At 68.6% G+C, this 14,088-nt stretch carries 14 protein-coding genes and 1 tRNA gene; 5 read left to right on the top strand and 10 right to left on the bottom strand.

Translation table 11 applies throughout. The annotated features are described in order from the left end of the window. Nucleotides 1-74 precede the first annotated feature (74 nt). Entirely contained in the window at nucleotides 75-476 is a 402-nt protein-coding gene (msrB, locus tag AADV74_RS00175; protein WP_342110610.1) for a peptide-methionine (R)-S-oxide reductase MsrB, read from the top strand. Nucleotides 477-479: 3 nt separating this feature from the next. Here msrB and AADV74_RS00170 read toward each other — a convergent pair whose 3' ends face one another. From AADV74_RS00170 to AADV74_RS00160, 3 genes are all read right to left on the bottom strand, one after another. Then, nucleotides 480-1,472, bottom strand: a complete 993-nt coding sequence (locus AADV74_RS00170; protein ID WP_342110606.1) for a DMT family transporter — start codon at nucleotides 1,470-1,472, stop codon at nucleotides 480-482. An 18-nt stretch (nucleotides 1,473-1,490) separates the two neighbouring features. After that, nucleotides 1,491-1,563 (bottom strand) — tRNA-Thr (locus AADV74_RS00165). A gap of 112 nt (nucleotides 1,564-1,675) precedes the next feature. Then, complete coding sequence (locus AADV74_RS00160) at nucleotides 1,676-2,590, bottom strand: DsbA family protein (RefSeq protein ID WP_342110605.1); 915 nt, start codon at nucleotides 2,588-2,590, stop codon at nucleotides 1,676-1,678. A gap of 284 nt (nucleotides 2,591-2,874) precedes the next feature. Here AADV74_RS00160 and AADV74_RS00155 point away from each other — a divergent pair, with 284 nt between their 5' ends. Together AADV74_RS00155 and AADV74_RS00150 are read left to right on the top strand one after the other, a co-directional pair. After that, nucleotides 2,875-3,975, top strand: a complete 1,101-nt coding sequence (locus tag AADV74_RS00155; RefSeq protein ID WP_342110603.1) for an ABC transporter ATP-binding protein — start codon at nucleotides 2,875-2,877, stop codon at nucleotides 3,973-3,975. Between the two features lie 186 nt (nucleotides 3,976-4,161). Then, nucleotides 4,162-5,481 (top strand): DUF4032 domain-containing protein, encoded by a 1,320-nt coding sequence (locus AADV74_RS00150; RefSeq protein ID WP_342110602.1) that lies wholly within the window; start codon nucleotides 4,162-4,164, stop codon nucleotides 5,479-5,481. Here the strand turns inward: AADV74_RS00150 and AADV74_RS00145 are convergent. The 5 genes from AADV74_RS00145 to AADV74_RS00125 all read right to left on the bottom strand — a co-directional run bounded on the left by AADV74_RS00145 (nucleotide 5,471) and on the right by AADV74_RS00125 (nucleotide 10,550). Continuing rightward, nucleotides 5,471-6,241, bottom strand: a complete 771-nt coding sequence (locus AADV74_RS00145; RefSeq protein WP_342110601.1) for a hypothetical protein — start codon at nucleotides 6,239-6,241, stop codon at nucleotides 5,471-5,473. The two genes, AADV74_RS00150 and AADV74_RS00145, sit on opposite strands and share 11 nt — an antisense overlap. A 31-nt stretch (nucleotides 6,242-6,272) precedes the next feature. Next, a complete protein-coding gene (rlmB, locus tag AADV74_RS00140; protein ID WP_342110599.1) occupies nucleotides 6,273-7,292 on the bottom strand; it encodes a 23S rRNA (guanosine(2251)-2'-O)-methyltransferase RlmB in 1,020 nt (339 codons plus the stop codon). Beyond that, entirely contained in the window at nucleotides 7,289-8,707 is a 1,419-nt protein-coding gene (gene cysS, locus AADV74_RS00135; RefSeq protein ID WP_342110597.1) for a cysteine--tRNA ligase, read from the bottom strand. The genes rlmB and cysS overlap by 4 nt, the downstream gene beginning before the upstream one ends. A 39-nt stretch (nucleotides 8,708-8,746) precedes the next feature. Then, nucleotides 8,747-9,940 (bottom strand): 2-C-methyl-D-erythritol 4-phosphate cytidylyltransferase, encoded by a 1,194-nt coding sequence (gene ispD, locus AADV74_RS00130; protein ID WP_342110595.1) that lies wholly within the window; start codon nucleotides 9,938-9,940, stop codon nucleotides 8,747-8,749. A 127-nt stretch (nucleotides 9,941-10,067) separates the two neighbouring features. After that, nucleotides 10,068-10,550 (bottom strand): CarD family transcriptional regulator, encoded by a 483-nt coding sequence (locus tag AADV74_RS00125; RefSeq protein WP_055820959.1) that lies wholly within the window; start codon nucleotides 10,548-10,550, stop codon nucleotides 10,068-10,070. A gap of 174 nt (nucleotides 10,551-10,724) precedes the next feature. Here AADV74_RS00125 and AADV74_RS00120 point away from each other — a divergent pair, with 174 nt between their 5' ends. Continuing rightward, on the top strand, nucleotides 10,725-11,234 hold the full coding sequence (locus AADV74_RS00120) for a hypothetical protein (protein WP_342110593.1): 510 nt from the start codon (nucleotides 10,725-10,727) through the stop codon (nucleotides 11,232-11,234). 87 nt (nucleotides 11,235-11,321) lie between these two features. Here AADV74_RS00120 and AADV74_RS00115 read toward each other — a convergent pair whose 3' ends face one another. Together AADV74_RS00115 and AADV74_RS00110 are read right to left on the bottom strand one after the other, a co-directional pair. Then, nucleotides 11,322-12,002: a response regulator gene (locus AADV74_RS00115; RefSeq protein WP_342110592.1), complete on the bottom strand. Its 681-nt coding sequence runs from the start codon at nucleotides 12,000-12,002 to the stop codon at nucleotides 11,322-11,324. Next, a complete protein-coding gene (locus AADV74_RS00110) occupies nucleotides 11,999-13,153 on the bottom strand; it encodes a sensor histidine kinase (protein WP_342110590.1) in 1,155 nt (384 codons plus the stop codon). Before AADV74_RS00110 ends, AADV74_RS00115 begins: the two co-directional genes overlap by 4 nt. A gap of 191 nt (nucleotides 13,154-13,344) precedes the next feature. On the opposite strand from AADV74_RS00110, the gene phoU reads away from it, so the two are divergent. Further along, complete coding sequence (gene phoU, locus AADV74_RS00105; protein WP_056166052.1) at nucleotides 13,345-13,998, top strand: phosphate signaling complex protein PhoU; 654 nt, start codon at nucleotides 13,345-13,347, stop codon at nucleotides 13,996-13,998. Nucleotides 13,999-14,088 lie beyond the last annotated feature (90 nt).

The raw sequence follows: 14,088 nt of genomic DNA, 5'->3' as shown, positions 1-14,088 counted from the left end.
ACCCGGCTCGTCGGAATGCGATCATCGATACGGGCGTTGTCCCACGACGACGCCGAATCCCCGGAAGGACCCCCATGAGTTACCAGGTATCGAAGTCCGACGACGAGTGGCGCGAGGAGCTGGGCGCCGAGCAGTTCCAGGTGCTCCGCGAGGCGGCGACCGAGCGCCCGTGGACGGGTGAGCTCCTCGACGAGGAGCGCGGCGGGATCTACACCTGCGGCGCCTGCAGCGCCGAGCTGTTCAAGAGCGGGACGAAGTTCGATTCCGGATGCGGCTGGCCGAGCTTCTACGAGTCCGTGCGGCCGGAGGCTGTTCAGCTGATCGCCGACACCACCCTCGGCATGGAGCGCACCGAGGTGCGCTGCGCCAGCTGCGGGTCGCACCTCGGCCACGTGTTCCCCGATGGCTTCGGCACGCCGACCGGCGACCGCTACTGCATGAACTCGATCGCGTTGAACTTCACGCCCGACGCCTGAGCCTCAGGCCACCCGGCGGAACTGACCCCAGTTCACCCCTGCGACCACGACGGCGGCGAGAGCGAGCGCCGTGCCGACCACCGTCGACACGGCGAGCGATCCCGCGTGCCCGGGCAGCATCGTGTCGATGACGATCGCGGCCACGAGCTGGCCGGCGATCATGGCCAGCGAGAGGACGAGCGTTCCGGTGATGCGCACCAGGACCGCTGCCGCAGCGATGAAGACGCAGCCGATGGGGCCGCCCAGGTAGAGCCACGGCTCGCTCGGCAGCGATTGCGGCCAGCCGGCGGCGACGGCGTGCACGAGGAAGGCGACCAGGAGCACGACTGTGCCGACGGCGAAGTTGCCGACAGTCGCCGTCAACGCGCTGTCGGCGCTCTCGCGCACCCTGCCGTTGACCGCCTGCTGCCAGCCGAGTCCGAGTCCGGCGAGGAACGGCAGCACCAGCATCCAGAAGGGAGCGTCGCCGTTCAGCTGCGTCGCCACCGAGACGACGACGGCGAGGATGGCGAGGCAGGCGCCGACCACCCGCGGAACCGTCAGATGGCGGGGGCCTCCTGAGACGAGGGTCGTGCGGTCGACGAGCAGTCCGCTGATCGACTGGCCGGCGACGGTCGCGACGCTGAAGAGCGCGACACCGAGCACGGCGGCCGTGAGGCCCTGGCTGAGCACGAGGAACGCGCCGGCAGCCCCGCCGCACAGCATCCACCAGCGCAGGCGCCCATCTCGGAGGGCTGTCGGCAGACGGCGGAATCCTTGGCGCCCCGGCCTCCAGAACGCGAGAGCGATGAGCAGGATGACCAGGCCGCTGCCGAAGGAGATGAGCGCGGCGGCGAAGCCGTCTCCGAGCCGCTGCCCGAGTTCGCCGTTGATGCGCGACTGGACGGCGACCAATACACCGGCGACGACAGCGCAGGCGACGGCACCGATGACCACCGAGCGCGCCGGGGCGTCGTGCGGAGCATCCGTCGCGGCGGGCGCGTCCTGCTGTGTCACGTGTCTTCCCCCGATCGGGGCCGGCTGCGGGACTCGAACCCGCAACCCCCGCTTTACAAGAGCGGTGCGCTACCAATTGCGCCAAGCCGGCAGGAAGCCTCGCGACTTCGAGAGTCGATCCTATCCGAAGTGCACACCGTGCTCGAACGACGGATGCCCGCCCTCACGATGAAGGCGGGCATCCGTTCAGCCGGGCAGGCGGCTCAGCCGGCGGGCGTGGCCGTCGGGGTCGGCGTCGACGTCGAGTAGGTCTCACCTGCGGCCTGGATGACGAAGGAGGCAAACTCCTCGGGGTCGGTGAGCGAGCCGGAGTACTGCTTGCCGTTCACGAGGACGGTCGGAGTTCCGCCGACGGCCTTGAGGTCGGAGTTCGGGATGGGCTCGTTGAGCGCGCGATCCGTCGAGGCCTCGACCCAGCTCGAGAACGTTCCGAGCTTGCCATCCGTGATGCACTTCTCGACGCTGTCGTAGGAGCCGACACCGGCGTCCTTGGCGACGGCGGCGATCTCCTCATTGGACAGGCCAGCCGTGCCCTCCTCGGGCTGGTTGGCGAACAGCGCACTGTTGAACACGAAGAAGTCGTCGGGGCTGTAGTTGGCGACGCAGGCGGCGGCGTTCGCGGCGCGGCTCGAGTACATGGTGCCGGCCGACTTGGTCTTCAGCAGGGCGATCGGGTGGATCTCCAGCGTCGCAGCGCCGGATTCGAGCCACTTCTGCATCTGCTCCGCGTTCGTGGTCTCGAACTGGTTGCAGTAGGGGCAGAGGTAGTCGAGGTACACCCGGATGTTGGCGACCTTGCCACTCTCGTCAGGCACCGTCGGCGTCGGGTTCGCTCCGGCCGCGAGCGCGGGAGTGGTGACGGCCTTGAGGCCCTCGCCGATCACGATTCCGTCGCTGGCCATGTTCTTCGGGCCGGGTCCTGCAGGCTTGACCGACTGCACGATGATGAGCGCGACGATGGCCACGACGGCCACGATCGCGATCGCGATTCCGCCCTGGAGCAGGACTTTGTTGCGCCGATCGCGCTTCTTCTGCTCCTCGCGCAGGAGGCGTGCCTTTTCACGGGCTTCCTCACGGCGCTGGTTCTTCGTCGGACGGGGGTCGCTCCCGTTGGTCATGGGTCCTCGCTTGAAAATGCGTCGGGGGGCCGCGGAGAAGACCGCGGATGGCTGCAGGCAAAGCCTCGAAGATAGTAGGCCGACAGTCTGGGAATTGCCCAACCGGGGCCTGAACGGGGGGTGGACCCCGATGCCGGCGCCCCCGCGGAAGATGTACCCCCCGATTCGGTGTCATCTCCTCTGCGTGCCATACTGACACTTGGTCACCGTCGACCGATGGCGACCACCATCCATTCACTACGGATCGTCCGGCACGTACCTGCCGGTGAAGGAGAAGCAGAACCATGGCATCAGTCACTTTCGACAAGGCCACCCGCCTGTACCCCGGCGGCACCCGCCCCGCTGTCGACCAGCTCGACCTGCAGGTCGCCGACGGCGAGTTCCTCGTTCTCGTCGGCCCCTCCGGTTGCGGCAAGTCCACGTCGCTCCGCATGCTCGCCGGCCTCGAAGAGGTCAACGACGGCAACATCTTCATCGGAGAGCGCAACGTCACCGACGTTCCCCCGAAGGACCGCGACATCGCGATGGTGTTCCAGAACTACGCGCTGTACCCGCACATGACCGTCGCCGAGAACATGGGCTTCGCACTCAAGATCGCCGGCGTCGGCAAGGACGAGCGCGCCAGCCGCGTTCTCGAGGCCGCCAAGCTGCTCGACCTCGAGCCGTACCTGAGCCGCAAGCCGAAGGCTCTCTCGGGTGGTCAGCGTCAGCGCGTCGCCATGGGCCGCGCCATCGTGCGTCAGCCCCAGGTGTTCCTCATGGACGAGCCGCTGTCGAACCTCGACGCCAAGCTGCGCGTGCAGACCCGTACCCAGATCGCATCGCTCCAGCGTCGCCTCGGCGTCACCACGGTCTACGTCACGCACGACCAGACCGAGGCACTCACCATGGGTGACCGCATCGCCGTGCTGAAGGACGGCGTACTGCAGCAGGTCGGAACACCCCGCGACCTGTACGAGCAGCCGAACAACGTGTTCGTCGCGGGCTTCATCGGAAGCCCGGCCATGAACCTCTTCACGGCCGACATCGCCGACGGCGGCGTGAAGTTCGGAAGCGCGATCGTTCCGATCGAGCGTCAGGCGCTCGACAGCGCGACCGGCTCTACCGTCACCGTGGGCGTGCGCCCCGAGGACATCACCGTCTCCGCGACGGCCAACACCGGCCTCGAGGTCGATGTCGACCTGGTCGAGGAGCTCGGAGCCGACGGTTACCTCTACGGTCACTCCACCATCGACGGCAAGCGCACCGACATCGTCGCCCGCGTCGACGGCCGCATCCACCCGAACGCCGGCGACAAGGTCTACCTCACGCCGACGCCGGGCCACGTGCACGTCTTCGACGCCGAGAACGGCTCGCGCCTCCTGCACCAGGCGATCGCGCACTGAGGACTCGAACGCAGAGAGGGTCCGAAGGCCGAGCGATGGATCGAGTAGTGCCGGCGTAGCCGACACGTAACGACATCCAGTGCCGGCGAAGCCGACGCGTAGCGAGACCACATCCTGATTCAGAACGGCCGGCGGGGACTCCCCGCCGGCCGTTCGCCTTTCCCCGGAACGGTAGGCTCGATCCTCATGAGAGGCTCCCTCACCATCACCTCGGCGGTCACAGACCCCGCGCTGCTCGACCTGCCGTGGGACCAGCCCCTCGACGAGTGGTCCAACGACCACATCGCCGTGCTGCCCAAGGGCATCTCGCGCCACCTCGTGCGGTTCGCCAACCTCTCGGGTCACGTCATCGCGGTCAAGGAGACCACCGAGGTCATGGCCAAGGGCGAATACGAGATGCTGCGCACGCTGCAGCGCATGGAGGTGCCGTGCGTCGAGCCCGTCGCCGTGATCACCAACCGGGTCGACGACGAGGGCGACCCGCTGCCCCCGGCGCTGGTCACCCGGCACCTCAAGTTCTCGCTCCCCTACCGCGCCCTGTTCTCGCAGACGCTGCGGCCCGACACGGCGACCCGTCTCGTCGACGCCTTGGCCGTCCTGCTGGTGCGCCTGCACATGATCGGCTTCTTCTGGGGTGACGTGTCGCTCTCGAACACGCTGTTCCGCCGCGACGCCGGCGCCTTCGCCGCCTACCTCGTCGACGCCGAGACCGGCCAGCTCTACACCGGCGGCCTCTCGAACGGGCAGCGCGAGAACGACCTCGAGATCGCCCGCGTGAACATCGCCGGCGAGCTCATGGATCTTGAGGCCGGCGGTCGCGTCGCCGACGAGCTCGATCCCATCCGCATCTCCAACGGCATCGTGGAGGCGTACCGCCTGCTCTGGAAGGAGCTCACGGGCTCCGAGTCGTTCGACTCGTCTGAGCGCTGGCGCATCAGCGAGCGGGTCGACCGTCTGAACAAGCTCGGCTTCGACATCGAGGAGCTCGCCATCCGCACCACGGATGAGGGCTCGACCGTGCGCATCCAGCCGAAGGTGGTCGACGCCGGCCACCACCAGCGCCGCCTGCTGCGTCTCACCGGCCTCGACGCCGAGGAGAACCAGGCCCGCCGCCTGCTCAACGACCTCGACTCCTACGCCGCCACCTACGGCAAGAACGACCTCGACGAGGAGATGGTCGCGCACGAGTGGCTCATGCGCGTCTTCGAGCCCGTCGTGCGCGCGATCCCCCGCGACCTCAAGGGCAAGCTCGAGCCCGCCGAAGTGTTCCACCAGCTGCTCGAGCACCGATGGTACATGGCGCAGAACGCCGGCCACGACATCCCACTGGCCGAGGCTGTCACCAGCTACATCAACGACGTGCTGCGCCACCGCCGTGACGAGGCCACGATGATCGATCCGCCCACCGGCGCCTTCACCGTGCCGATCTCGGTGATCGGCGACGACGACGGCGACGACGGCGACTCCACCACCGACACCGACGAGGACTGGCGCCTCAAGGTGTGACGGGCGTGGTGTCCTGCTCGTAGGCCGCCTCGTCGACGTGCCAGGTGATCATGCCGTCACGCCCCCAGTCGATCGTGAGCGTCAGCAGCTCAGGGTTGCCCGGCCTCGTGGCCGTCTTCTCCATGCGCAGACCCCGCTCGGCGATCTCCTCGGCGGTCGCGCACTCCGACACGGCGCGCACTCCCGAGACCACCGACACCAGGCAGTAGGCGCCGTCATTGCGGATGGCCGCGAAGATCTGCACGTCGTCATCGCTGACGATGTCCGACGCGAGCTGCCTGAACGACTCCCTGACGTAGCCCAGGACGACGGCGTCCCCCGGGTTGGCCGTCGGGTAGGCGAGGCTGTTGAAGACGGTCTCGAGCATCGCCGTGGGCGCGGGCGTCGGCGGCTGGGCGGCGAGTACGGCACGGTTGACGGCCTCGACCGCCGTGACGGCGAGAGCGCCGATCAGCACGCCAGCTGCGAGGCCGATGATGAGCATGCGGCGGCCGGACCTGCGGCCGGCGCCGCGAGGAGGGTCGCGCACCGCGTCGGTGAGCGGTGCGTCGGGAGCGGCATCCGGAGCCGCCGCCTCGACCTGCGGGGTCGCAGCGGCAGCAGCCACCCGTCGGTCGTGGAGCATGAGCTCCCAGACCGACGGGCGCATGCTCACGCGTTCGCCGGTGTCCGGGTCGACGAAGCTCTGCTCGGCCTCGTCGGCGGAGGCGCGGGCGTAGACCCGCTGCACCAGCCGGTCCCGCTCCGCGTCCTGTGTCACCTCGCTGTGACTCCTCCGCTCAGGCCATGCGTCAGCGTTCGGCGCGCAGCTTCGAGATCTCGTACAGGGTGACGGATGCCGCGATGCCGGCGTTCAGCGACTCGGTGGCCGAGCTGATCGGAATCGACACGACGGCGTCGCAGGTCTCGGTGACGAGGCGCGACAGGCCCTTGCCCTCGCTTCCGACGACGACGACGACAGGACGGTCGGCCAGTTCGAGGCCCGGGAGCGAGAGCTCGCCGCCGCCGTCGAGGCCGAGCACGAACACTCCGGCGTCCTTGAACGCCTTGAGCACGGCGGTGAGGTTCGGAGCCATCGCGACGGGCGTGCGCGCTGCAGCTCCGGCCGAGGTCTTCCAGGCCGATGCCGTGAGGCCTACGGAGCGGCGAGCGGGAACGATGACGCCGTGACCGCCGAAGGCAGCCGTCGAGCGGATGATCGCGCCGAGGTTGCGCGGGTCGGTGATGCCGTCGAGGGCGACGAACAGCGGCGTCTGGCCGCGACCGATGACCTCCTCGAGCAGGTCGACGGGGTGCGGGTACTCGTAGGGCGGAACCTTGATGGCCACGCCCTGGTGCACGGCGTCGCGACCGGCGAGGCGGTCGAGCTCGGGGCGCATGACCTCGAGGATGGGGATGTCGCGGTGGTTGGCGATCGAGAGGATCTCCTTCACGCGCTCATCCATCTCGACGCGGGCGGCAACGTAGAGGGCGGTCGCGGGGATCTTCGCGCGCAGGGCCTCGACGACGCTGTTGCGACCGGTGACGATCTCGGCCTCCTCGCTCTTGGGCTTGGTGCGGCCCTGCGAGCGGGTGTCGGGGCGACCATTGGCCGCCGTGCGCCCACCCGAGGAGTTCTTGCCACCGGCAGCGGTGTAGCGCTCCTGCGCCGCCTTGCGCTTGCCTGCGGGGTGGTACGGGCGGTCCTCTGCCTTGGGAGTGGGCTTCTTGCCCTCGAGGGCCTGACGGCCCTGCCCGCCCGAGCCCACCTGGGGGCCCTTCTTGCCCTTGCGTACCGCGCCAGCGCGCGACTTGCCGCTACTCGACTTCATGATTCAAGACTCCAATGCGCACCCGTCGGGGTGTCTTCGATGGTGATGCCCGCCGCAGAGAGCTCCGCGCGGATGCGATCAGCTGTCGCCCAGTCCTTTTCCGTACGTGCGTCGGATCGATCGGCGAGAAGGCGACCTACCAGCATAGCAAGAGCCTGCTCCGATGCCGCATCGCCCGAATTCGCCCACTCGGGCGCACCCGGATCGATGCCGAGGACCCGCACCATGGCGAGCACGGAACCATGGGCGGATGCCGCAGCTCCGAGGTCCTCAGCGTCGAGCGCCGCGTTCCCCGCCCGCACGGTGTCGTGCAGAACGGCGAGGGCCTGCGGGACGGCGAGGTCGTCGTCCATCGCCTCGGCGAAGGCGTCGGGAACCTGGATCGCTCCGGTCGAGGCGAAGCGGGTGTCGGCGAGGCGCCGGGCAGCCCGATCGAGGAACCCCGCGATGCGGTCGACGGCCGCCTGTGCCTCGGCGAGTCCGCCGGGGCTGTAGTCGAGCGTCGACCTGTAGTGGGCCTGGCCGAGCAGGTAGCGCACGGCGAGGGGCGAGGCCGCTTCGAGCAGCTCGGAGGCGAACACGGAGTTGCCGAGCGACTTCGACATCTTCTGGCCCGCCACGTTCACGAGGCCGTTGTGCACCCAGTAGCTCGCGAACGGGAGACCTGCGGCCGTCGACTGCGCCAGCTCGTTCTCGTGGTGCGGGAAGCGCAGGTCGAGGCCGCCGCCGTGGATGTCGAAGGCGTCGCCGAGGTAGCGCTGCGACATGGCGGAGCACTCGATGTGCCAGCCGGGCCGGCCGTCTCCCCACGGTGACGGCCACGACGCCGATGCCGGCTCGGCCTCCTTAGCGCCCTTCCAGAGCGCGAAGTCGCGAGGGTCGCGCTTGCCCCGGGGATCGGCATCCGTCGCCGCCTCCATGTTGTCGCGGTTCTGGCGGGTGAGCTCGCCGTAGGCCGGCCAGCTCGCGGTGTCGAAGTAGACGTCGCCCGTGCCGTCTGCGGCGGCGTAGGCGTGGCCGCGCTCGATCAGCTCCGCGATGAGACGCTGCATCCGGTCGACGGATGCCGTCGCCCGTGGCTCGTACGTGGGGGGCAGGATGCCGAGCCTGGTGTAGCCCGCTGTGAACTCGAGCTCCACCCTGTAGGCGAGCGCCCACCACTCCTCGGCCGACTCGGCCACGCCGGCGAGGATCTTGTCGTCGATGTCGGTGACGTTGCGCACGAAGGTGACGTCGTTGCCGCCGTGGTCGAGCCAACGTCGCAGGATGTCGTACACGAGGGCGCTGCGCAGGTGCCCGATGTGCGGGCTCGACTGCACGGTCGGCCCGCAGACGTAGATGCCGACACGTCCGGGAACGAGGGGAACGAAGTCGCGGAGCGACTGGGTCTTCGAGTCGTAGAGGCGCACGGTCACGGAATCCAGACTAGCGGCGGCAGCGCGCCTCGCCCGGAATCAGCGCACGGTCAGCAGCGCCGTCGCGATGGCGGCGATGCCATCGCCCCGGCCCGTGAACCCGAGCCCGTCCGTCGTGGTCGCCGAGACGCTCACCGGAGCACCCAGAGCAGCGCTCAGCACGGACTCGGCCTCGGCCCGGCGTGGGGACAGCTTGGGGCGGTTGCCCAGCACCTGCACCGACACGTTGCCGATGCTGAAGCCGGCCTCCTCGACCAAGCGCCGCGCCTCGGCGAGGAACACGGCGCCGTGGGCTCCGGAGAACGCGGGGTCGGCCGTGCCGAACACTCCTCCCACGTCGCCGAGCCCGGCTGCGGCCAACAGCGCGTCGCAGATGGCGTGGCTGGCGGCGTCGCCGTCGCTGTGGCCGGAGAGTCCGACCTGGCCCGGCCAGTGCAGGCCGACCAGCCAGAGCTCCTCCGCAGGATCATCGCTGAAGGCGTGCACGTCGGTGCCGGTTCCGACGCGGAACGCCGATGCCGCGGGCCGGGCGGGGGCGGCATCCGTCACCAGCTGCTCGGCGCGCGCGAGGTCCCATGCCGTCGTCACCTTGAAGGCGAGCGGGTCGCCGGAGATGGCGAGCACCTCTCCCCCAGCTGCCGCGACGAGGGCGGCATCGTCGGTGTGGTCGTCGGCTGCGTCGGCGTAGGCGACGTCGAGCTGGGCGCGGGGAAAGCCCTGCGGGGTCTGCACGGCCGAGAGCTGCGATCTGTCGACGGTCTCGAGGATGCGCCCGTCGGCGTCGACGCGCTTGATGGTGTCGGCGACGGCGAGGCCGGGGATGACGCCGGCTCCGGTGGCACGCACGGCGGCGATGACGGCTTCGTGCTGGCGCGTCGGGGTGAGGGCGCGGGCGGCGTCGTGCACCAGGACGACCCGTACTGACTCGACGACGGCGCCGAGCCCCGCTGCGACGGACTCCTGTCGCGTCTCGCCTCCCGTCACCAGTGTGAGGTGCCCGGATGCCGATCCGGCGACGTCGGCGGCGATCGAGCGCGCCTCCTCCAGTCCGTCGGCTGGAGCCACGACGACGACCTGCACGGGCTCGGGCAGGGCGAACACGGCGCTCAGGGCGTGTGCGAGCAGGGGCCGCCCCGCGAGTTCGACGAAGGCCTTCGGCCTCCCGAGCCCGAGACGCGTGCCGCTGCCGGCGGCGACCACGATGACGGCGACATCCGGGGGCGTTTCAGTCATGAGCCGAGGCTATCGCGTGCCCATCGGTCGATCGGCGCGACGGGGCGGTGCCACGGTGGCGCGGAATGCGAAACGCGCCTCCCCGATGGGGAGACGCGTTTCGGATGATCTGGTGGACCGACCGGGTCTAGGAGGCGAGAACCTCGTCGAGCACGGTGGACGCCTTCTCCTCGTCGGTCTTCTCGGCGAGCGCGAGCTCGGAGATGAGGATCTGGCGGGCCTTGGCGAGCATGCGCTTCTCGCCGGCCGAGAGGCCGCGGTCCTGATCGCGGCGCCACAGGTCGCGGACGACCTCGGACACCTTGATGACGTCTCCAGAAGCGAGCTTCTCGAGATTGGCCTTGTAACGACGTGACCAGTTGGTCGGTTCCTCGGTGAACGGGGCACGCAGCACCTCGAACACGCGGTCGAGGCCCTCCCGTCCGATGACGTCTCGCACGCCGACGAGGTCGACGTTCTCAGCAGGTACTTCGATCGTGAGATCGCCCTGCGTGACGTTCAGCTTGAGGTAGACCTTCTCTTCGCCCTTGATGATCCTGGTCTTGACTTCGGTGATGGTTGCCGCACCATGATGCGGGTAAACGACGGTTTCGCCGACCTCGAAAAGCATGAATATATGTCCCTTCAGCAACCTCCAGAATACCACAGGCTGCATGGTGGTAAGGTTCGCCTCCGCCAGCGCCCCGCGCGCCCGCGAGACCGCTCGTGCGCTAGGCTCGACACCGGATTTCATCGCGCCCGACCACGGGTTCCCGTCACGGGGGCGCAGAGCTTGGGAGGCACTGTGAGAGGGCGTATCGCGTCATCCGTCATCGTTGCGGCTGCGATCATCGTCGGCACCGCCGGCTGCGGCCTGGTCGCGCCGCAGGCGACCACGTACCACTACTTCGCCAGCGATGGCGTGAGCGGCGACATCGGTGAGATCGGGATCCGCAACGCCGTCATCGTGACCGACAAGGGGAAGCTCGGAAACCTCGTCGTCACCATCGTGAACTCTGGGTCCGAGGATGCCGAGATCACCGTGCAGCACGAGTCGTCCAACGGTAAGAAGACCGTCACGATCGACGCCCCGGCCAACGAGACCACGCTCTTCGGTCCGGCTGACGGCGAGCAGGTGCTGCTGCGCGACCTCGACGCCGAGCCCGGTTCGCTCCTGGACGTGTACTTCCAGTACGGCGACGAGGAGGGCGAGGACCTCCAGGTTCCCGTGCTCGACGGCGGCCTCCCCGAGTACTCCGACCTGCTGCCGATCGACGTCATCGAGGGCAAGGTCGGCGAGGTCATCTCCCAGTAACGCGGTTCCGCGGCATCCGCCCGCAGAGATCGAGAACGCCCGGCCTCCACGAGACCGGGCGTTCGTCGTCGCAGCAGATGGGTGGTGCTACTCCTCGAAGCGATAGCCGAGACCGCGCACCGTGACCAGCATCCGCGGCTCGGACGGAGTCTTCTCGATGCGGGACCGGATGCGCTTGATGTGCACGTCGAGCGTCTTGGTGTCACCGAAGTAGTCGCTGCCCCACACGCGGTCGATGAGCTGGCCGCGGGTGAGGACGCGCCCGGCGTTGCGCAGCAGGAACTCGAGCAGCTCGAACTCCTTGAGCGGCATCGGGGTCACGACGCCATCGACGGCGACGGTGTGCCGCTCGATGTCCATGCGCACGCTTCCGGCCTCGAGCAGGGTGCCCTCGTCGCGGTCGTCGTCGGTGTGGCGACGCAGGATGGCGCGGATGCGGGCGAGCAGCTCGCGGGTGGAGTACGGCTTGGTGACGTAGTCGTCAGCGCCGAGTTCGAGGCCCACGACGACGTCGACCTCGGAGTCCTTCGCCGTCAACATGATGATCGGCACGCTCGAGCGTGTGCGGATCTCGCGGCAGACCTCGGTGCCGGAGAGCCCCGGGAGCATGAGGTCGAGCAGGATGAGGTCTGCGCCTGTGCGATCGAACTCGGTCAGCGCGCTCGGCCCGTCGGCCGCGACGGTCACGTCGTAGCCCTCGCGCTCGAGCAGGAAGGCGAGCGGTTCGCTCAGTGCGGTCTCGTCTTCGACCAGGAGGATGCGTGTCACTGGGGGTCCTTTTCAGCCTTGACGGCGTCGATCGGTGCTTCGGGGAGACGGATGGTGAAGGTGGAGCCGCGACCGGACTGCGACCAGACGCGCACGTCGCCGCCGTGGTTCTGCACGGCGTGCTTGACGATGCTGAGGCCGAGGCCGGTGCCTCCGGTGTTGCGCGAGCGCGCCTCGTCGACGCGGAAGAAACGCTCGAAGACACGATCGAGGTCTTCCTCCGGGATCCCGACGCCCTGGTCGGTGACCGCGATCTCGACCGCGCCGTCCGTGCTCTTGACGCCGACTCCCACCCGCGTCCCGGGCAGGGAGTAGTTGATGGCGTTCGCGATGAGGTTGTTCACGGCCATCACGAGCAGCGACTCGTCTCCGAGAACCTCGGCGCGGCTCTTGTTGCGCACGGCAAGGGCGATGTCGCGTGCCTCGGCGACGACGCGGTTCTGGTCGACGGCGGCGGCCACGATCTCGTCGACGGAGACGAGATCGGGCTTGGAGAGCACGTCCTGGGACTGCAGCCGGGAGAGGTCGATGATGTCCTGGGTGATGCGCGCGAGCCTGGCCGACTCCTGGGTGAGCCGGTGCGTGAAGCGGCGCACCTGCGCCGGCTCGTCTGCAGCCATGTCTATCGCCTCGGCGAGCAGGCCGACCGAGGCGATCGGGGTCTTCAGCTCGTGCGAGATGTTCGCGATGAAGTCGCGGCGCACGTCGTCGAGGCGCTGTGAATCGGTGAGGTCGTCTCCCAGGAGGAGCACGTACCGGGATCCCAGGCGCGCCGCCCGCACGTCGAGCACGATGTTCGACTCGCCGAAACGGCTGCGGGCGATGGTGAGCTGCTCGGCGACGGGCTCTCCCGTGCGACGGACGCGAGCGACGATCTCGATCAGCTCAGGATGCACCAGGGCGTCGAGGCGTACCAGCCCGAGGACGAGCGCGGCATGCGACGACGCGAGCACGTTGTTCGAGGGATCCACGACCACGGCCGGGGTCTCCAGGGCGTCGATGACCTCCGCGATGCCGTCGGGCACTGACGGGTTGACCACCGTCGCGGCGTGCGTTCCGCGCCGCTCTGCAACGTGCAGGAGCGCGATGAAGCCGCCGCCCACCACCAACCCGAGTGCCAGGGACAACAGCACCAGCCAGGTGGTATCCATGGCATCAGAGTAATGTCTCCACCGAGCACCCGGCCGCCGCATCCGTCTCGCGGGAGGTCTACTTTAGGGAATGTTCAAACCTGCGGCACCCGCCGTTAACCTTCTCTCGCGACGATGGGGTGGGGCCACGCGGGCTCCGTCTACCCGCATGCATTCCTGCGTGCGCCTTCGAATGACAAGAGGATTCACACGTGCGCGAAGTATTCCAGCTGGAACTCCGAGAGGTGCAGGACCGCCTCGTCGAGATCTCAGAACTCGTTGCGACCTCGATCGACAAGGCGACGCGCGCGTTCAACGAGTCCGATGTCGCCCTCGCGGAGGAGTGCATCGAGGATGACGCTCGCATCGACGAGTTGGCCGTCGCCCTCGACGAGCTCGCCATCACCATCCTGGCGCGTCAGAACCCCGTCGCCCGCGACCTGCGCATCGTCGTGAGCGCGCTGCGCATCAGCGCATCGCTCGAGCGGATGGGCGACCTCGCCACGCACATCGCGCAGCTCGCCCGCTACCGTTTCCCCGACAAGGTCGTGCCGAAGAGCCTGCGCCCGACATTCGCCGAGATGGGCCGACTCGATGTCGAGATCGCCCGCAAGCTCACCGAGCTGCTCAGCTCTCAGGAGGTCGAGCTCGCCGAGACCATCCGCAACGACGACGACAAGATCGACGCGCTGCACCTCAGCGTGTTCGACAAGGTCCTCGGCGAGAAGTGGAAGGGCGAGACCGTCGACACCGTGGACGCGACGCTGGCCAGCCGCTACCACGAGCGATTCGCCGACCACGCCGTGGCCATCGCCAAGAAGGTGCAGTACCTGGCTACCGGCGAATGGGTGCCCGAGAGCGCCTGAGCGCGATCCGTCCCGCTCGAACCTGAAAAGCGAGGAACTTCTCGCCCGAATCACCGCATCCGGGAGCCGGATGCCGTGATTCGGGAGAAG

The sequence above is a fragment of the Leifsonia stereocauli genome (genome assembly GCF_038432415.1).
Classification (GTDB): Bacteria; Actinomycetota; Actinomycetes; order Actinomycetales; family Microbacteriaceae; genus Orlajensenia; species Orlajensenia stereocauli.
Note: the sequence above shows the minus strand (reverse complement) of the source record. Positions and strands in the feature narration are given on the sequence as shown.